We start from the raw sequence: 16,855 nt of genomic DNA on the forward strand, positions 1-16,855 counted from the left end.
AATATCCGGCTGCTGCACGCGCTCCTTTCTTCACCCGCCTGCCAGAAGCGAAACGCCCATGCCTGAAGCCTTCCAGCCCGATCTGCTGCGCACCCTGCTGCGACCTCTGACCGCAGAGGCGAACGAGGTCGGCATCGCGCTGTACCAGCATTTCTACGGCCTGGACCTGCACGGCCGGCATCCGGGCCTGCAGAGCCGCCTGGGCACCTTCGAGGCCGGCGGCTACCAGATTGCGGCGCAGTACTGGCGGCCGGTGCTGGCGCGCGGCACCGTCGTGCTGCTGCATGGTTACTACGATCACATGGGGCTGTACCGCCACGTGATCGACTGGGCGCTGGGCATGAACTTCGCAGTGCTGGCCTGCGACCTGCCGGGGCATGGGCTCTCGGGCGGCGCCGCCGCCAGCATCGGCGACTTTGCCGAATACCAGCTGGTGCTCGGCGCGCTACTGGCCCAGGCCCAGGCGCTGGACCTGCCGCAGCCCTGGCACCTCTGCGGGCAGAGCACCGGCGGGGCGATCCTGCTGGACTACCTGCTCACCGGCACGCCGCGTCCGGAGCTGGGCCGTACCATCCTGCTGGCGCCGCTGGTGCGACCGCGGGCCTGGGGCTGGTCGAAGTTCAGCTACCAGATGCTGCGGCCCTTCGTGGATTCGATTCCGCGACGCTTCAGCGAGAATTCCAACGACGCCGAATTCCTTTCCTTCCTGCGCGACCGTGATCCGCTGCAGCCCAAGATCCTGCCCACGGCCTGGGTTGGCGCACTGGCGCGCTGGATTCCACGCATCGAGGCGGCCGGCCACGGTGCGCAGAGCCTGCTGGTGGTGCAGGGCGACGCCGACGAGACGGTGGACTGGCGCTACAACCTGAAGGTGCTGGAGGAGAAGTTCGAGAAGATCGAATGCCTGCTGCTGACCGGGGCGCGACACCACCTGGCGAACGAGAGCGAGACGCTGCGCCGGCGTTACTTCGATTTTCTCAGTGAGCGGATGGCCTAGCGGGAATGATGCGGGGAAGGGAGCCACTGTAGTCGAGGGTGTGTCCTTCACTCCCTGCGCCATGCTCCTCAGGCGCCACCCTCTGTACAGCGGGCGCCATTCTAGAAGGGGTGTTCCTCGGAGTGGTCTTCAAGCAGGGTCGGTCTTTTCCGATCACTGCCCGCCGGAGGAAACCGATAACCCTGCCTTGAGGGCGGCCAGTGCGGCGCGGTAATAATCGCGTCCGGCCGGCGACTCGCTGAAGTCGGCGAACTGGCCCAGCTCGGCATCGCTAAGGCCGCGATAGACGTACAGCAGGGTGTTGTCGAGGTCGGCGCCGATCTGGCTCATCAGCTTCTGCCGCTGGCCTTCGAGCATGCCCTGGGTGGTGCCGCCACCGAGCAGGCCGGGAAGCATCTGGCTGAGGCTGTCGGCGGCCACGCTGGCCAAGGCAAGGCTCACTTCAGCGCCTGCTTCGCGGGCTGGCAGCACCTGGCTCAGGCGATGGACGATTTGCTTGCGTGCATCGCTGGCCTGCTGGCGCGGCAGGCCGTTGGCGTATTTCTGCAACTGGTCGCTGCGGGTGGCCAGGGTTTCGGCACCGGCGACCTTGCGGCCCAGCGGGGATTCGAAGAAATTCACCGCCGCCGCGCTGTCCGGCAGGTTCTGGCGCAGGCCGTTCAAGGCGCGCTGGTCGATGTCGGCGGGGGCGAAGCGTTGGTTGCTGTTGTCCACCAGCGTCTGGTACAGCGCCGGCGGCAGGTTGCCCTGGTAGCGCTTCTGCGCAGCGTGCAGGGCGTCATTGAAGTGTGCTCGCTGTTCCGGCCAGCCGGCGGCCTGGTACAGGCGCTGGTAGTTGTCGGCCAGGGCAGGCATGCCCAGTACAAGAAGGGTGAGGGCCAGCAGTACGCGCATTGCAACTCCTTTTGGGCGGCAGGGTTCGCTCGCCGGGGGCTATTGTCGGCAAGGCTTGCCCTGCTTGTCGAGACACTGGCGCTGGACGTTACAATGCGCGATGCATTTCGACGTCGATTCTCCGCTCCTGCAGAACATTGTTGATGACCTCGCCGAGAAGGGCTGGTCGCAGCAGGACGCCTTCCTTCCCGATGCCCTGATCGCCCAACTGGCGGCGGAGTGCCGTGCGCGTGACGCGGCCGGCAAGCTGGCCTCCGCGGCTATCGGAAGGGGGGACGGGCAGGCCGTGCGCGAAGGCATTCGCGGCGACCGCATCCAGTGGCTGGAGCCCGGCCAGTCCGAGGCTTGCGACCTCTACCTGGCTGCGCTGGACGAGCTGCGCCAACAGATCAATCGCGCGCTTTACCTGGGCCTGGAAGATTTCGAAGGGCACTTCGCGCTTTATCCGCCAGGGGCGTTCTACCAGAAGCACCTGGACCGTTTTCGCGACGATGATCGCCGCACCCTCTCCGCCGTGTTCTACCTCAATCGCGACTGGCCGGTGACGCAGGGCGGCGAATTGCGCCTGTACCTCCCCGACGAACGGACGCTGGACCTGCCACCGCTCGCTGGCCGGCTGGTGGTGTTTCTCTCCGGCGAGTTCCCCCACGAGGTGTTGCCGGCCAGCCACGAGCGTCTGTCGCTCACCGGCTGGTTCCGCCGCCGCGGCTAAGCCCCGCTCCGAACCCCGAAGGCGTCAGTGGCCCCAGATCTTCAGGGTGCCGCTGATGTCCTGGATGTCGCGCACCTCGATGCTGCCCAGCTTTCCGCCGCCCACGTAGAGATCACCGGCCACGCGCAGGCGGATGGTCTGCGACGGCAATCCGCTGGCGTTGAGTTGCTGGTTGATGGTGGTGAGGTCGGGCAGGGTCAGGGCCAGTTGCTGCTGGCCGCCGGCGCCCTGCACCACGTCTACCTGCAGGGTTGGTTGCTCGATGCCGAAGATCGGCAGGCTCAGGCCCAGCTGCGCGGGCCCGTATGGCAGGCTGCCGCCGCGTCCGTCGGGGCAGTCCCCGGCACTCACGCAGCCGTTGTCGATGAACACGTTGCGCAGCGAGACACTGCCGCCATCATCCTTCCACGCCACGCTGTCCATGCGTGCCAGCACGTCGGCGCGGATGCTGATGCCATCCTGACCGGTGACGGCGCCCAGGCGCTCGTTATCCAGGGCCTGGAGCTCGGCGAAGGCAAAGGGCAGGTAGGACAGTGCAGCGAAGGTGGCGGTGCAGAGCAAGAGACGCGGCATGACGAGGGCTCCATGGCGATTGGCCGATGCGCGAGTCTGGTTGGCGGCCGGTCTTGCGGCCAGTGCCGGACGGCTGTTCCCGTCGAAGGTTGTGTTTCAGCGCTGTGCCGACGACCGGCGCGCCGCTCTGGCGCCCGACTTTCGGCGGGGCGGAAACCTGTTGCGACACACCCCCCGATGAAACTTGCGTTACCCGGCGTGACCGGCAAACGGCGAGCGGCTAGTCTGTCCCCTTCCAAAAGGGAGTGATTCGCCCATGCAGAAGGTTCTCGTCAGCCGCTGCCTGCTTGGCCATCGCGTCCGCTACGACGGCGGCGCGCACGGGCCGTTCGACCTGCTGTCGCGCTGGCTGGACCAGGGGCGAGTGGTCGCGCTGTGTCCGGAAGTCGCCGGCGGCCTGCCGACGCCCCGCGCCCCGGCGGAAATCCCAGGCGGCCAGGGTCTGGCCGTGCTGGAACGGGCGCGCCCGGTGATGACGGTGGAGGGTGAAGACGTCAGCGATGCCTTCCTGCTCGGCGCCGAGGAGGCGATGGCGTTGGTGCGCCGCCACGACATCCGCCTGGCGGTGCTCAAAGCGCGCAGCCCTTCCTGCGGCAACCGCGAGAACTACGACGGCAGTTTCAGCGGCCAGAAGGTTGCCGGCGAAGGTGTGACCGCCGCTGCGCTCAAGCGCATGGGCGTACTGGTGTTCAGCGAGGAAGAGCTGGATGCCGCCGCCGTCTGTCTGGCCGGGCTGGAAGCCGGAGGCTAGAGCGCTCGCCGTCACTCGAAGAAGCACTATTTTGCTTGAGCCTCGCGCCGTGGCGCCTATGCTTGTGCGTTCCATGCGTGAGGCGAGGCCGGCCTGAGCGGCTCCTTCGCCTTTCGATTTCCATGTAGAAGGAGAAGAACATGAGAACCCTGCTGCCTTGCCTGGGCCTTGCCGCGCTGCTCGCCGGCACTTCCGCCGTTGCTGCCGACATCCCGCGTACCCCGGCTCCGGAAGGCGCGAAGGTGTACTTCATCGAGCCGGCCGACGGTGCCACGGTGGACAAGACCTTCACCGTCAAATTCGGCCTCAAGGGTATGGGTGTTGCGCCGGCGGGCGTGGATTCCCCGGCCACCGGCCACCATCACCTGCTGATCGACCTCAAGGAGCAGCCGGCGATGAACCTGCCGCTGCCGATGACCGACCAGATCAAACACTTCGGCAAGGGCCAGACCGAGACCCAGGTGACCCTGTCGCCGGGCAAGCACACCCTGCAGCTGCTGGTAGGAGACAAGAACCACGTGCCGTTCGACCCGCCGGTGGAGTCGCAGCAGATTACCGTCAACGTGAAGTAAATCCGCAAGGCTGACGTTCTTGTAGGAGCGAGCTTGCTCGCGAACAATCCCGCAACGATGCGGTTCGCGAGCAAGCTCGCTCCTACAGGGGGTGCCCTCGCCGTTGTGTCCGGTGCGGAAACAAAAAAGGAGGCCCGAAGGCCTCCTTTTTCTTTACCGCAATCAGCGCTTAGAACAGCACGCGGCTGCGGATGGTGCCGTTCACGTGCTGCAGCTTCTCCAGCGCCAGGTCCGAGTACTCGGCGTCGACGTCGATTACCACGTAGCCGACCTTGTCGTTGGTCTGCAGGTACTGGCCGGAGATGTTGATGCCGTTGTCGGCGAACACCTTGTTGATCTCGCTCATCACGCCCGGAATGTTCTCGTGGATGTGCAGCAGACGGTGCTTGCCAGGGTGCGACGGCAGGGCCACTTCCGGGAAGTTGACGGAAGAGACCGAGGTGCCGTTGTCGCTGTACTTGACCAGCTTCTCGGCTACTTCCAGGCCGATGTTGGCCTGGGCTTCGGCGGTGGAGCCGCCAATGTGCGGGGTCAGGATCACGCGGTCCAGACCACGCAGCGGGCTTTCGAACTCGTCGTCGTTGGACTTGGGCTCGACCGGGAACACGTCGATGGCAGCGCCGATCAGGTGCTCGTCCTTGATCGCGGCGGCCAGGTGGTCCAGCTCGACCACGGTGCCACGGGCGGCGTTGATCAGGATGCCGCCTTTCTTGATCGCGCGGATTTCCTTCTCACCGATCATCCACTGGGTGGACGGCAGTTCCGGTACGTGCAGCGAGACGATGTCGGACATGCCGAGCAGCTCGTGCAGGTTGCCGACCTGCTGGGCGTTACCCAGCGGCAGCTTGGTCACGGTGTCGTAGAAGAACACCTGCATGCCCAGGGCCTCGGCCAGGACCGACAGCTGGGTACCGATCGAGCCGTAGCCGACGATGCCCAGCTTCTTGCCGCGGATCTCGAAGGAGTTGGCTGCGGACTTGATCCAGCCGCCGCGGTGGCAGGAAGCGTTCTTCTCCGGGATACCGCGCAGCAGCAGGATGGCCTCGGCCAGTACCAGTTCGGCAACCGAACGGGTGTTGGAGTAGGGCGCGTTGAACACGGCGATGCCGCGCTCGCGGGCTGCGTTCAGGTCGACCTGGTTGGTGCCGATGCAGAAGCAGCCGACGGCGATCAGCTTCTTGGCAGCGTCGAAGACTTCTTCGGTCAGCTGGGTGCGGGAGCGGATACCGATGAAGTGGGCATCGGCAATCTTTTCCTTCAGCTCGTCACCGGACAGTGCGGTCTTGAGGTACTCGATGTTGGAGTAGCCGGCCGCCTTGAGGGTGTCGACGGCGTTCTGGTGCACGCCTTCAAGGAGAAGGAATTTGATCTTGCTCTTGTCGAGAGAAGTCTTGCTCATCTGCTTTGAACCTGTAGTCCCGGGATGTGGCGAGAAATTGAACAGCTCAGGCCGGACCGGCCGGTGCCAAGCTTGGCGCCAGGTGGCGATCTGCGTGGGGTGCGTATGCTAGCATGTTCTCCCTTTTCCTTGCCCGGTTGCGACCTGAGCTGTTCTCAGGACGACCATGAACCATTTGAGAGTTCCTCCAATGACCCGCGACGCCCTGATCGAATCGCTCAAGCCCCTGCTGGATGCCGGGAAGCTGCTGACAGACGCCGATTCCCTCGACACCTACGGCAAGGATTGGACCAAGCATTTCGCCCCGGCACCCCTGGCGATCGCCTTCCCCAAGAGCACCGAGCAGGTCCAGGCCATCGTCCGCTGGGCAAACGAGCACAAGGTCGCGCTGGTCCCCTCGGGCGGTCGTACCGGCCTCTCTGCCGCTGCCGTCGCCGCCAACGGTGAGCTGGTCGTGGCCTTCGACTACATGAACAAGGTGCTGGAATTCAACGAATTCGACCGCACCGTGGTCTGCCAGCCGGGCGTGATCACCAAGCAGCTGCAGACCTTCGCCGAAGAGCATGGCCTGTACTACCCGGTGGACTTCGCCTCGTCGGGTTCCAGCCAGATTGGCGGCAACATCGGCACCAATGCCGGCGGGATCAAGGTCATTCGCTACGGCATGACCCGCAACTGGGTGGCTGGCATGAAGGTCGTCACCGGCAAGGGCGACCTGCTGGAGCTGAACAAGGACCTGATCAAGAACGCCACCGGCTATGACCTGCGCCAGCTGTTCATCGGCGCCGAAGGCACCCTGGGCTTCGTGGTCGAGGCCACCATGCGCCTGGAGCGCACGCCGAAGAACCTCACCGCGATGGTCCTCGGCACTCCGGATTTCGATTCGATCATGCCGGTGCTGCACGCCTTCCAGAACAAGCTGGACCTGACCGCCTTCGAATTCTTCTCCGACAAGGCCCTGGCCAAGATCATGGCCCGTGGCGACGTGCCGCCGGCCTTCGAGACCGACTGCCCGTTCTACGCCCTGCTGGAGTTCGAGGCGAGCACCGAGGAAGTGGCCAACGAGGCGCTGGCCACTTTCGAACATTGTGTAGAGCAGGGCTGGGTCCTCGATGGCGTGATGAGTCAGAGCGAGCAGCAACTGCAGAACCTGTGGAAGCTGCGTGAGTACATCTCCGAGACCATCTCCCACTGGACGCCGTACAAGAACGACATCTCCGTCACCGTCGGCAAGGTCCCGGCCTTCCTCAAGGACATCGACGATATCGTTGCGGCCAACTACCCCGACTTCGAAGTCGTCTGGTTCGGCCACATCGGCGACGGCAACCTGCACCTGAACATCCTCAAGCCCGAGAACCTGAGCAAGGACGAGTTCTTCGCCAAGTGCGCGACCGTCAACAAGTGGGTGTTCGAGACCGTGCAGAAGTACAACGGCTCCATCTCGGCCGAGCACGGTGTGGGCATGACCAAGCGCGATTACCTGGGTTACTCTCGCTCCGAGGCTGAAATCGGCTACATGAAGGCGGTCAAGGCAGTGTTCGACCCGAACGGGATCATGAATCCCGGCAAGATTTTCGCCGAATAAGTCGCTGCATATAGAGGAGGGCCGGCTCTTTGGATAGAGGGGCCGGCCCTTCGCACGTCAGCGCCACGGGAAGTGGCGCGTGCGCCGGCAGGATGCGGGCAACCGCGCGGGATCACGAGCCCCGCGCAGAACATCTCTTCCATGCGTTCAGGAGTCGGTCATGAGTTACCAGCATCAGTACGTCGATGGCACCCCGATCCATTTCACCCTGGGCAAGGTGGTCTGCGTCGGCCGCAACTACGCGGAGCACGCCAAGGAGCTGAACAACCCGGTGCCGACCGAGCCGCTGCTGTTCATCAAGCCCGGTTCCTGCACAGTTTCCCAGGCGGGTGGCTTCGCCATCCCTGAAGATCGTGGCTCGGTGCACTACGAGGCGGAAATCGCCGTGCTGATCGGCAAGCCGCTGTCGCGCAAGCCGAGTGCCGAGGAAGTGCTGGACGCCATTTCCGGCTATGCCCCGGCGCTGGACCTGACCCTGCGCGACGTACAGGCCAAGCTGAAGGAAAAGGGCTTGCCGTGGGAGCTGGCCAAGTCCTTCGACGGCGCCTTCGTGCTGGCGCCCTTCGTCAGCGCTGACCATTTCCCGGACCCGACCGACATCGGCATTCGCCTGGTGATCGACGGCGAAGTCCGCCAGGACGGCAACAGCCGCGACATGCTCAACCCCATCGTGCCGCTGATCCAGCACATCTGCGGGCACTTCTCGCTGCAGCCGGGCGACGTGGTCTCCACCGGCACCCCGGTCGGCGTCGGCCCACTCAAGAGCGGCAGCGACGTGGTGCTGGAACTTCCCGGCGCCAGTCGATTCGAAAGCCGCGTGCTTTAACACCGTTGTCCCGCCGAAGGCCGCCGTTTGTGCGGCCTTCGCTTGTTGCGGGGCGCCTTCGTGCTGATCAACAAGAGTCGTCATGACCATGTCCGTCCTTCGTCCTCGCTGGCTACTGCTGGCTCTGCTGCTCGTGCTGATAGTGCTTGGCGTCCTGACCTCGCTGTTCCACTGGGATGACCGCGCGCGCCTGTGGCTGCGCGAGCAGGACACCAGCGCGCAGTCCCGCGCCGAGAGCATCTGGCTGCCGGGCTATACGGCGGTGATCCAGGCCAAGCCACTCAAGGGTGGCATCGAAGGACAGGAGACGTCGGACCTTGCCTATAACCCGGTGACCCGCACGCTCTTCACCGTCACCGGCAAGAAACCGCTGCTGGCAGAACTGTCGCTCAGCGGTGACGTGCTGCGGGTAATTCCGCTGCTGGGCATGGCCAACCCCGAAGGCGTCGCGGTGCTGGAGAACGGCAATGTCGCGGTGACCGACGAGCGCCAGAACTCCCTGACCATCTTCCATGTCGACCCGCAGACCCGTGAGCTGAGCACCGAGAAGCTCTCCAGCTTCGACCTGGGTCAGCGCGGCAAGAAGAACAAGGGCATCGAAGGTATCGCCTGGGACCCACGCCAGCACCGCTTGCTGCTCGGCCAGGAGCGTGACCCGATGACACTGTTCAGCCTCGCCAGTGATGGCAGTGCCAGCCTGAGTGGTGCGCTGCAGGCGCTGCCCAGCGAGCAGTTGATGATGCGCAACGTGTCGGCGCTGAGCATCGACCCGCGCACCGGCCACACCCTGGTGCTGTCGGCGGAGTCGCACCTGCTGCTGGAACTGGACGAGAAAGGCGAGCCGGTGAGCTTCATCAGCCTGCTGGGCGGGCTGAACGGCTTGCACGAGAAAATCCCGCGCGCCGAAGGGGTCGCCATCGACGAGCAGGGCACCATCTACATGGTCAGCGAGCCAGACCTGTTCTACGTGTTCAAACGTGAGGCGCAGCCGGCGCAGGATTGATTCAGATCGGAGTAAGCGGCGGTTTTGTGGTCTTAAGCTTGGATTAAGTCCTGATTCAGGCTGGTTTCAGCCATGGACACTAAGCTGAGCCCATCGAAAACGCCCAAGGAGGCACTTCCATGAAACTCCGTCATCTCCCCCTGATCGCCGCCGTTGGCCTGTTCTCCACCGTTACCTTCGCCGCGGGCGGCTACACCGGCCCGGGCAGCGATGCCCAGCCCGCTGCAGCCGCTGCCGGCCAGATCACCACGGTGAAGCAGGCCCAGGCCGCCGCCGATGACACCAAGGTCGTGCTCGAAGGCACCATCACCAAGCGCATCAGCAGCGAGCACTACGAGTTCAAGGACGCCACCGGCAGCATCCAGGTCGAGATCGACCACGACGATTGGCCGGCGGGTACTTCGGTCTCCGAAAACACTAAGGTGCGCCTGACCGGTGAAGTCGATCACCACAAGCAGAAGCCCACCGACATCGACGTGGACCGCGTGGAAATCCTCCAGTAATCCGCGCTCGATAAAGAAGCCGCGCCGGGAATTCCCATCCCCGGCGCGGCTTTTTTGTGGCTCTACTGTAGGAGCGAGCTTGCTCGCGAACCCTGGCGTTTCGCCGATTTCCCGGCGTGCCCGGTCGGATTTTCGCGAGCAAGCTCGCTCCTACAGCACAGCCCTCAACCGATGCTTTCGAAGCCCTGCAGCACGTTGATCGCGTTGATGCCGATCTCTTCCACTGCGTAGCCGCCCTCCATCACGAACAGCGTTGGCAGGCCGAGCTTGCCGATGGCCTCGCCCATGCGCAGGTAGTCCGGGCTGTCCAGTTTGAACTGGGAGATCGGGTCTTCCTTGTAGGTATCCACGCCCAGCGACACGATCAGCACGTCCGGCTTGTACGCCGAGATCTGCCGGATCGCCGCCTGCAGCGCCAGGCTCCACACCGACCAGTCGCTGCCTGAGGCCAGCGGGTAGTTGAAGTTGAAACCTTCGCCGACACCCTGGCCCTTTTCGTCGGCGTAGCCGAGGAAGTAGGGGTACTCGAAGCGCGGGTCGCCGTGGATCGAGGTGAACAGCACGTCGGCGCGATCGTAGAAGATGTCCTGGGTGCCGTTGCCGTGGTGGTAGTCGACGTCGAGGATGGCCACGCGGTTGGCGCCCTGGTCGAGGATCGACTGGGCGGCGATGGCCGCGTTGTTGAAGAAGCAGTAACCGCCCATGAAGTCCGCCGAGGCATGGTGACCCGGCGGGCGGCAGAGCGAGAACACCGAGCGCGCGCCCTTGGCCAGTTCGGCCTGGCCAGTCATTGCCACGTTCACCGAACTGAGCACCGCCTGCCAGGTGCCGGCGGTGATCGGCGCGCCGGCGTCCAGGCTGTAATAGCCCAGGCGCCCGTCGATGCTGTCCGGCTCCTTCTGCCGCAGGCGGCGGGTCGGCCAGCAGATCGGCAGCATGTCGTGGGTCCGGCCGGTGGCCAGCCAGTCACGCCAGGCATGCTGCAGAAACCGCACGAAGCCTTCGCTGTGCACCCTCAGGATGGGCTCCAGGCCGAAGTCGCGCGGGGCCTGGATGTCGCCCAGTTTCACCGCCTTGGCCCGGTCCAGTACCATGTCGGCGCGGCTGGGCTTTTCGAAGCAGGGGGTGAACTGGCCGCCGATCAGCTCATGCTGACCGTGGTGCAAGCGATGGTCGTCGGTATAGATCGTCAACATCACGCGCTCCTGAGGGCGCCTCCGGGCGCCCGTTGGGTTCTGAGTAGCTGGGCCGTCAGGCGTTTTCCTCGAAATTCACACTCGGTGCCTTGCGACGGAAGCCGCCGGTATGCACCGCCAGATAGGCAAAGCCGACTGCGAACCAGCTCAGGCCGACGATCAGCGTCAGCTGCGAGAGGCTGGTCCACAGCCACAGGGTCAGGCACAGGCCGATGAACGGAATCGCGCCATACAGCAGGACGTTCTTCGCGCCGCGACGGCGCTCCACGCCCAGGTAAGTGCGGATCACCGCCAGGTTGACCACGGAGAAGGCCACCAGCGCGCCGAAGCTGATCATCGAAGCGAGGGTGGTCAGGTCCAGCACGATGGCCAGCAGCGAGATCGCGGAGACCACCAGGATCGCTACCACCGGCGTCTGGAAGCGTGCGTGCAGGACGCCGAACAGGCTGCGCGGCAGGATACCGTCACGGCCCATGGTGAAGATGATGCGCGATACCGAGGCCTGGGACGCCAGCGCCGAGCCGATGCAGCCGGCGATATAGGCGGAGGTGAAGAAGTTGCCGAGGAACTGGCCGCCGGCCTTGAGCATCACTTCGTTGGCCGCCGAGTCGGCGTTCTGGAACACGCTGCCGGGGAACACCAGCTGGCTGATGATTGCCAGCAGGGTGAACATCAGGCCGGCGATGACGGTGGTGATGATGATTGCGCGGGGAATGTCGCGGCGGGCGTCGCGGGTTTCCTCGGCCATGGTCGAGACCGCGTCGAAGCCCAGGAACGACAGGCACAGCACCGCGGCGCCGGCCATCAGCGGGGCGAAGCCGGGCTGGGTACCGTCACCAACGAAGGGCAGGGTGAAGTCGATGGCCGCGCCACCGCTCAGGGTCTTGATCGACATGACCACGAACACCGCGATGAACACCAGCTGCGCGCCGACGATCACGTTGCTCATGCCGGCCACCTGGCTGATGCCGACGACGTTGAGCACGGTGACCAGGGCGATGGAAGCGACCACGAACATCCAGGCCGGGATTTCCGGGAAGGCGATGTTCATGAACAGGCCGATGAGCAGGTAGTTGATCATCGGCAGGAACAGATAGTCGAGCAGCAGCGACCAGCCGGACAGGAAGCCGACCACGGGGCCGAAGCTCAGGCTGGTGTAGGAGTACGCGGAGCCGGAAATCGGGTACTTGCGCACCATGAAGCTGTAGGACGCTGCGGTGAACAGCATCGCCAGCAGGGTGATCAGGTAGGCGCTGGCGGTACGGCCGCCGGTCATCTCGGTGACCACGCCATAGGTGGTGAACATGGTCAGCGGGACCATGTAGACCAGGCCGAAGAAGACCAGGGCGGGCAGGCCCAGGACGCGTTTCAGGCGGGCGTCGGCGCTGGCCGGGGTGCCTTGTTGGGTGCTCTGTGGAGCGCTCTTTGAAGTCGGAGCAGTGCTGGCGCTGTGTTGGCTGGCCATGGGGGAATCCTCGCGATTTTTATGATGGCTTGCGGGCGGGCGGCGTTCGGTGGCCGTCCTGATGTCGTCGGCTTACGGCTCAGCCGCAGCGCTGACGACGCGCGAGGAATGAGGGTGTGTGCTGCAGGTTGACGCAAAAGCTGGTCATGGGCGTTCTCGGGGCATTTGTTCTTGTGGATAACGCGCTCGCGTTCCCTCGGGATATCCCTGCGCCATCTGCGATGGTGCAAGGGCTGGCCGCCTTTCCAGCCGCTCCCTGCGCGAGCCGCCCGACTCTAGCAACCGAGGTCACCGGGCAGAACCCTGCAAAGGGTCAAAAAGGGATCGAAATGGCCAAAATGGCTGTCAGGATCACCCGGCGCGCACCGCCGCGCCGGGTGACCTCCCGGTCATTTCTTCAGCTTGGTCCAGACCTTGGAGCGCAGTTGCAGGGCCTTGGGCGAGCAGAGCTTGAAGGGCTTCAGGCGATCCAGCTTGTCCGCCGGGGTGTTGATCGCCGGATCGTCGAACAGCTCCTTGTCCATGAACTTGTCCGAGCCTTCGATCGCGTTGTTGTACTTGGCGAAGTTGGAGGCCAGGGCGATGTTCTCAGGCTGCATCATCCAGTTCAGGAAGGCGTGGGCCTCCTTGATGTTGGTGGCGTCCTTGGGAATGGTCAGGTTGTCGATGAACAGGCGCACGCCTTCCTTGGGATAGACGTAGACCAGGCTGGCGCGCTGGGCGTGGGCGCGGTGGAAGGCGCCGTTCCATTGCTGGTGCATGGAGACCTCGCCGGCGGCCATGCGCTCGATGGTGCCGTCGCTGTTGTACATGGCCAGCATCGGTTTCTGCTTGAGCAGCAGGTCCTGGATCTTCGCCGCCTCTTTCGGGTCCTCGGTGCATTCGTCGACGCCCAGGTAATAGGACGCCGGGGCGTAGAGCTCTTCGATGGAATTGAGCGCGACGACCTTGCCTTTCAGCTCCGCCGGCGGCTCGAAGAACGGCTTCCAGCTTTCATCTAGCTTGCCGCCGGGTACCTTGGCGCTGTCGTAGCTGTAGCCGGTGGTGCCCCACAGGTAGGGCACGGAGTAGTCGTGGCCCGGGTCGTAGGTCAGGGTCTTGAACTTGTCTTTCAGGTTCGCCAGGTTCGGCAGCTGCGACTTGTCGAGCTTCTGCAGCAGGCCTTCCTTGACGAAGATCTCGATGAAGCTGTCCGACGGCACGACCACGTCGTAGGCGCCGCCGCCGGCCTTGAGTTTGGCCAGCAGGGTTTCGTTGCTGTCGTAGGAGTCCAGGGTGGCGTGGATGCCGGTGTCCTTCTCGAACTTCTTCAGCAGTTCCGGCGGAAAGTAGTCGGACCAGTTGGCGAAGTGCAGGGTGCCGTCGGCGTGGGCGCTGCCGGCCAGCAGCAGGCTAGCGGCGACGAGCGCGCGGGCGATGGGGGTACGGCGGAATTTCATCGGTGAAGCTCCTTGCAATGTTGTTTTGTTTGGCGGCAGGAGGTCAGTGGCGACGCTGGCCGACGTAGTACGACAACGCAACGAACGCGATGGAAATCAACAGTATTATTGAAGATATGGCGTTGATCTTCGGGGAAATCCCCATTCGGATGGAGCTGAAGATGTACACCGGCAGGGTGGTGGCCCCGGCGCCGGCGACGAAGTAGGTGATGACGAAGTCGTCCATCGAGATGATGAACGCCAGCATCGCCCCCGACACGATCCCCGGCGTCAGCAGGGGGAAGGTCACCTTCCAGAAGGTCTTCCACGGCGAGGCATAGAGGTCCGCCGCCGCTTCCGCCAGCCGTGGGTCCATGCCTTCGAGGCGGGCGCGGATGGGCAGGTAGGCGAAGGGAATGCAGAACACGATGTGCGCCAGCAGGATGGTGAACAGCGACAGCTTCAGGCCGATGAAGGCAAAGAACATCAGGGTCGCCACGGCGGTGACGATCTCCGGCACCAGCAGCGGCAGGCCCAGTACACCACTCATCAGCGTCTGCCCGCGGAACGAGCGACCGCGCATGCCCAGTGCAGCGAGCGTGGCCAGGGTGGTAGCGACGACGGTGGCCAGGGTGGCGACGATCAGCGAGTTCTTCGCCGCGCGAAGGATTTCCGGGTCGTCCGCAACGACCGAGTACCACTTCAGGCTGAAGCTTTCCCACAGCGTGGCCGATTGGCCGCTGTTGAAGCTCAGCACCACCAGCACGAAGATCGGGATGTAGAGGAAGGCGAAGAACAGCCAGGCGGCGGGCCGGACCCCGGTGAAGCGCCAGAGCGGGTTGGCCGACTTCATGGATGACCTCCCGACGCGCCCTGTTTGAACCGCATGCTGTAGATCATCATCGCCAGCAGCACGAAGGCCAGCAGGGCGAAGGACAGCGCTGCGCCGAACGGCCAGTTGTGCGCCGTGCCGAACTGCAGCTGGATCAGGTTGCCGATCATCAGCGACTTACCGCCCCCGAGCAGCTCGGGAATGATGTAGCTGCCCAGCGACGGGATGAACACCAGGATGCAGCCGGCGACGATGCCGGGCATGGCCAGTGGGATGATGATCCGCTTCAGCGCCTTCCAGCGGTTGGCGCCCAGGTCGAAGGCCGCTTCCACCAGGCGCCAGTCCATCTTCTCCAGGCTGGTGTAGATGGGCAGGACCATGAACGGCAGGTAGGTGTAGAGCAGGCCGATGATCACCGCGTTGTCGGTGTAGAGGATGCCCAGGGAGGCGTCAGAGAAACCCAGCCCGTGCAGCCCCTCGTCGATCAGCCCGCCGTTGCGCAGCAACAGCATCCAGGCGTAGACCCGCACCAGCAGGTTGGTCCAGAACGGCACCGTGACCAGGAACAGCAGCAGGTTGCGCCGGCGTTCGTCCTGCAGCGCCAAGTACAGCGCGGTGGGAAAGCCGATCAGCACGCAGCCCAGGGTGGTCAGGATCGACAGCCAGAACGAGCGCTGGAAGATGCCCAGGTAGTCGGCGTTGAACGCCAGGCTGTCGTCCAGGTCGCGCTCCCAGAGGAAGTTGATGTAGGCCTCGACGGTGTGCTGGCCCCACTTCACGCCGCCGTAGTCCCCCGGTGCCTGGATCGACACGGCGAACATGATGCCCAGCGGCAGGACCAGGAACACCACCAGCATGATCATCGCCGGGCTGGTCAGGGCCAGGCGATTGAACAGTGATTTGCGTTCCGCTTGTGCGCGTAGTGTTGTACTCATTCGGCCAGCACCCGGATGGCGGTGGCGGGAACGCGGACCCGCACCCGCGCGCCGGGCGCGTGGGTGGAAAGAGCGCCGTCGCGGTTCTGCTGACGGACCCGGAAGCCGCCCTGACCGGCGACGTTGAGGTGGTACACGGTGTCGGTGCCGACGTAGACGATGTTCTCGACCACGCCTTCGAGCTGGCCGTCCTGCGCGAGCTCGGTGCGCTCCGGGCGGATCGCCAGGGTCACCTTGCCGGGCAGAGTGGTGGCGGCCGGCAGCAACTGGCCGTCGGCCAGGCGCACGTTGTCACCGCTGGATTCGCCTTCGAGGAAATTGGTCTCGCCGATGAAGTCGGCCACCAGGCGGTTGACCGGCGCCTCGTAGATCTCGGTGGGAGTGCCGATCTGCATGACCTTGCCACGGCTCATCACCGCGATGCGGTCGGACATGGTCAGCGCTTCTTCCTGGTCGTGGGTGACAAAGATGAAGGTGATGCCGGTCTCGTGCTGCAGGCGCTTGAGCTCGATCTGCATTTCCTTGCGCAGCTTGAGGTCCAGCGCGGAAAGCGATTCGTCGAGCAGCAGTACCTTGGGTCGGCTGGCCAGGGCGCGAGCCAGGGCGATGCGCTGTTGCTGGCCGCCGGAAAGCTGATCGGCGCGGCGCTTGCCGACGTCGGGCAGGCGCACCAGGTCGAGCATCTTCTGCACGGTGGCATCGATGTCGCTGCGCTGCTTGCCCTGCATCTCAAGGCCGAAGGCGATGTTCTCCGCCACGGTCATGTGGGGGAACAGGGCATAGCTCTGGAAGACGGTATTGACCGGGCGCTTGAAGGGCGGAAGGCCTTCCATCGCGTCGCCGTATAGGCGAATGCTGCCGGAGGAGGGTTGTTCGAAGCCGGCGATCAGTCGCAGCAAGGTGGTCTTGCCGCAGCCCGACGGGCCGAGGAGGGTGAAGAACTCGTTGGCGCGGATTTCCAGTGACACGTCGTCCAGGGCCTTGAGGCCTTGTCCGGGTGTACCGAACTCCATGCATATCCGCTCGATGGTGATCGCGCTGGTCATGCTCGTACCATGCAGTTAAGCAGTTGTTATTGTTGAGGTTTTACGGTTTCTAGGACCGTTTCACCTAGCTGCGGATTGATAATGACCAAGCGCCGGGACGCGCAGAACGATAGATCAGGCCAATAAGGGATAAATCAGGCCAAGTTGA

At 64.3% G+C, this 16,855-nt stretch carries 17 protein-coding genes; 8 read left to right on the forward strand and 9 right to left on the reverse strand.

The window, feature by feature from the left end:
* The first annotated feature begins 58 nt into the window (after positions 1–58).
* Entirely contained in the window at positions 59–997 is a 939-nt protein-coding gene (locus ACNFH5_RS20025) for an alpha/beta hydrolase (RefSeq protein WP_416748898.1), read from the forward strand.
* A gap of 153 nt (positions 998–1,150) precedes the next feature.
* On the opposite strand, the gene ACNFH5_RS20030 is transcribed toward ACNFH5_RS20025, so the two are convergent.
* The gene (locus tag ACNFH5_RS20030) at positions 1,151–1,891 is read right to left on the reverse strand and encodes a hypothetical protein (protein WP_416748899.1); all 741 of its coding nucleotides are present in this window, start codon (positions 1,889–1,891) and stop codon (positions 1,151–1,153) included.
* Between the two features lie 100 nt (positions 1,892–1,991).
* On the opposite strand from ACNFH5_RS20030, the gene ACNFH5_RS20035 reads away from it, so the two are divergent.
* Complete coding sequence (locus ACNFH5_RS20035; protein ID WP_416748901.1) at positions 1,992–2,603, forward strand: 2OG-Fe(II) oxygenase; 612 nt, start codon at positions 1,992–1,994, stop codon at positions 2,601–2,603.
* A gap of 24 nt (positions 2,604–2,627) precedes the next feature.
* Here the strand turns inward: ACNFH5_RS20035 and ACNFH5_RS20040 are convergent, their stop codons facing one another.
* Entirely contained in the window at positions 2,628–3,176 is a 549-nt protein-coding gene (locus tag ACNFH5_RS20040) for a DUF6160 family protein (RefSeq protein ID WP_416748903.1), read from the reverse strand.
* 256 nt (positions 3,177–3,432) lie between these two features.
* Here ACNFH5_RS20040 and ACNFH5_RS20045 point away from each other — a divergent pair, with 256 nt between their 5' ends.
* Entirely contained in the window at positions 3,433–3,927 is a 495-nt protein-coding gene (locus ACNFH5_RS20045; RefSeq protein ID WP_416748905.1) for a DUF523 domain-containing protein, read from the forward strand.
* A gap of 140 nt (positions 3,928–4,067) precedes the next feature.
* Positions 4,068–4,499: a DUF4399 domain-containing protein gene (locus ACNFH5_RS20050; RefSeq protein WP_416748907.1), complete on the forward strand. Its 432-nt coding sequence runs from the start codon at positions 4,068–4,070 to the stop codon at positions 4,497–4,499.
* A 169-nt stretch (positions 4,500–4,668) separates the two neighbouring features.
* Here the strand turns inward: ACNFH5_RS20050 and serA are convergent, their stop codons facing one another.
* Positions 4,669–5,898, reverse strand: coding sequence for a phosphoglycerate dehydrogenase (gene serA / locus ACNFH5_RS20055; RefSeq protein WP_045215566.1), 1,230 nt, complete (start codon positions 5,896–5,898; stop codon positions 4,669–4,671).
* Positions 5,899–6,088: 190 nt separating this feature from the next.
* Here serA and ACNFH5_RS20060 point away from each other — a divergent pair, with 190 nt between their 5' ends.
* The 4 genes from ACNFH5_RS20060 (at position 6,089) to ACNFH5_RS20075 (ending at position 9,815) form a co-directional block, all read left to right on the forward strand.
* Positions 6,089–7,483 carry an FAD-binding oxidoreductase gene (locus tag ACNFH5_RS20060; protein WP_416748910.1) on the forward strand — a complete coding sequence of 465 codons (1,395 nt, stop codon included), beginning with the start codon at positions 6,089–6,091 and terminating at the stop codon, positions 7,481–7,483.
* Positions 7,484–7,643: 160 nt separating this feature from the next.
* On the forward strand, positions 7,644–8,309 hold the full coding sequence (locus ACNFH5_RS20065; protein WP_045215570.1) for a fumarylacetoacetate hydrolase family protein: 666 nt from the start codon (positions 7,644–7,646) through the stop codon (positions 8,307–8,309).
* A gap of 82 nt (positions 8,310–8,391) precedes the next feature.
* The gene (locus ACNFH5_RS20070) at positions 8,392–9,312 is read left to right on the forward strand and encodes an SdiA-regulated domain-containing protein (RefSeq protein WP_416748912.1); all 921 of its coding nucleotides are present in this window, start codon (positions 8,392–8,394) and stop codon (positions 9,310–9,312) included.
* Between the two features lie 119 nt (positions 9,313–9,431).
* Positions 9,432–9,815: a NirD/YgiW/YdeI family stress tolerance protein gene (locus ACNFH5_RS20075; protein ID WP_416748914.1), complete on the forward strand. Its 384-nt coding sequence runs from the start codon at positions 9,432–9,434 to the stop codon at positions 9,813–9,815.
* Positions 9,816–9,979: 164 nt separating this feature from the next.
* On the opposite strand, the gene ACNFH5_RS20080 is transcribed toward ACNFH5_RS20075, so the two are convergent.
* The 6 genes from ACNFH5_RS20080 to ACNFH5_RS20105 all read right to left on the reverse strand — a co-directional run bounded on the left by ACNFH5_RS20080 (position 9,980) and on the right by ACNFH5_RS20105 (position 16,707).
* A complete protein-coding gene (locus tag ACNFH5_RS20080) occupies positions 9,980–11,011 on the reverse strand; it encodes a histone deacetylase family protein (RefSeq protein ID WP_017520827.1) in 1,032 nt (343 codons plus the stop codon).
* Positions 11,012–11,066: 55 nt separating this feature from the next.
* Positions 11,067–12,476 carry an APC family permease gene (locus ACNFH5_RS20085; RefSeq protein WP_416748917.1) on the reverse strand — a complete coding sequence of 470 codons (1,410 nt, stop codon included), beginning with the start codon at positions 12,474–12,476 and terminating at the stop codon, positions 11,067–11,069.
* Positions 12,477–12,865: 389 nt separating this feature from the next.
* On the reverse strand, positions 12,866–13,915 hold the full coding sequence (locus ACNFH5_RS20090; protein ID WP_416748919.1) for an extracellular solute-binding protein: 1,050 nt from the start codon (positions 13,913–13,915) through the stop codon (positions 12,866–12,868).
* A gap of 43 nt (positions 13,916–13,958) precedes the next feature.
* Positions 13,959–14,747: an ABC transporter permease gene (locus ACNFH5_RS20095; RefSeq protein ID WP_416748921.1), complete on the reverse strand. Its 789-nt coding sequence runs from the start codon at positions 14,745–14,747 to the stop codon at positions 13,959–13,961.
* Positions 14,744–15,661, reverse strand: a complete 918-nt coding sequence (locus ACNFH5_RS20100; RefSeq protein WP_416748923.1) for an ABC transporter permease — start codon at positions 15,659–15,661, stop codon at positions 14,744–14,746. Before ACNFH5_RS20100 ends, ACNFH5_RS20095 begins: the two co-directional genes overlap by 4 nt.
* A complete protein-coding gene (locus tag ACNFH5_RS20105; protein WP_416748924.1) occupies positions 15,658–16,707 on the reverse strand; it encodes an ABC transporter ATP-binding protein in 1,050 nt (349 codons plus the stop codon). The genes ACNFH5_RS20100 and ACNFH5_RS20105 overlap by 4 nt, the downstream gene beginning before the upstream one ends.
* Positions 16,708–16,855: the final 148 nt, after the last annotated feature.

Source organism: Pseudomonas sp. NY15435 (assembly GCF_048068295.1).
GTDB lineage: Bacteria > Pseudomonadota > Gammaproteobacteria > Pseudomonadales > Pseudomonadaceae > Pseudomonas.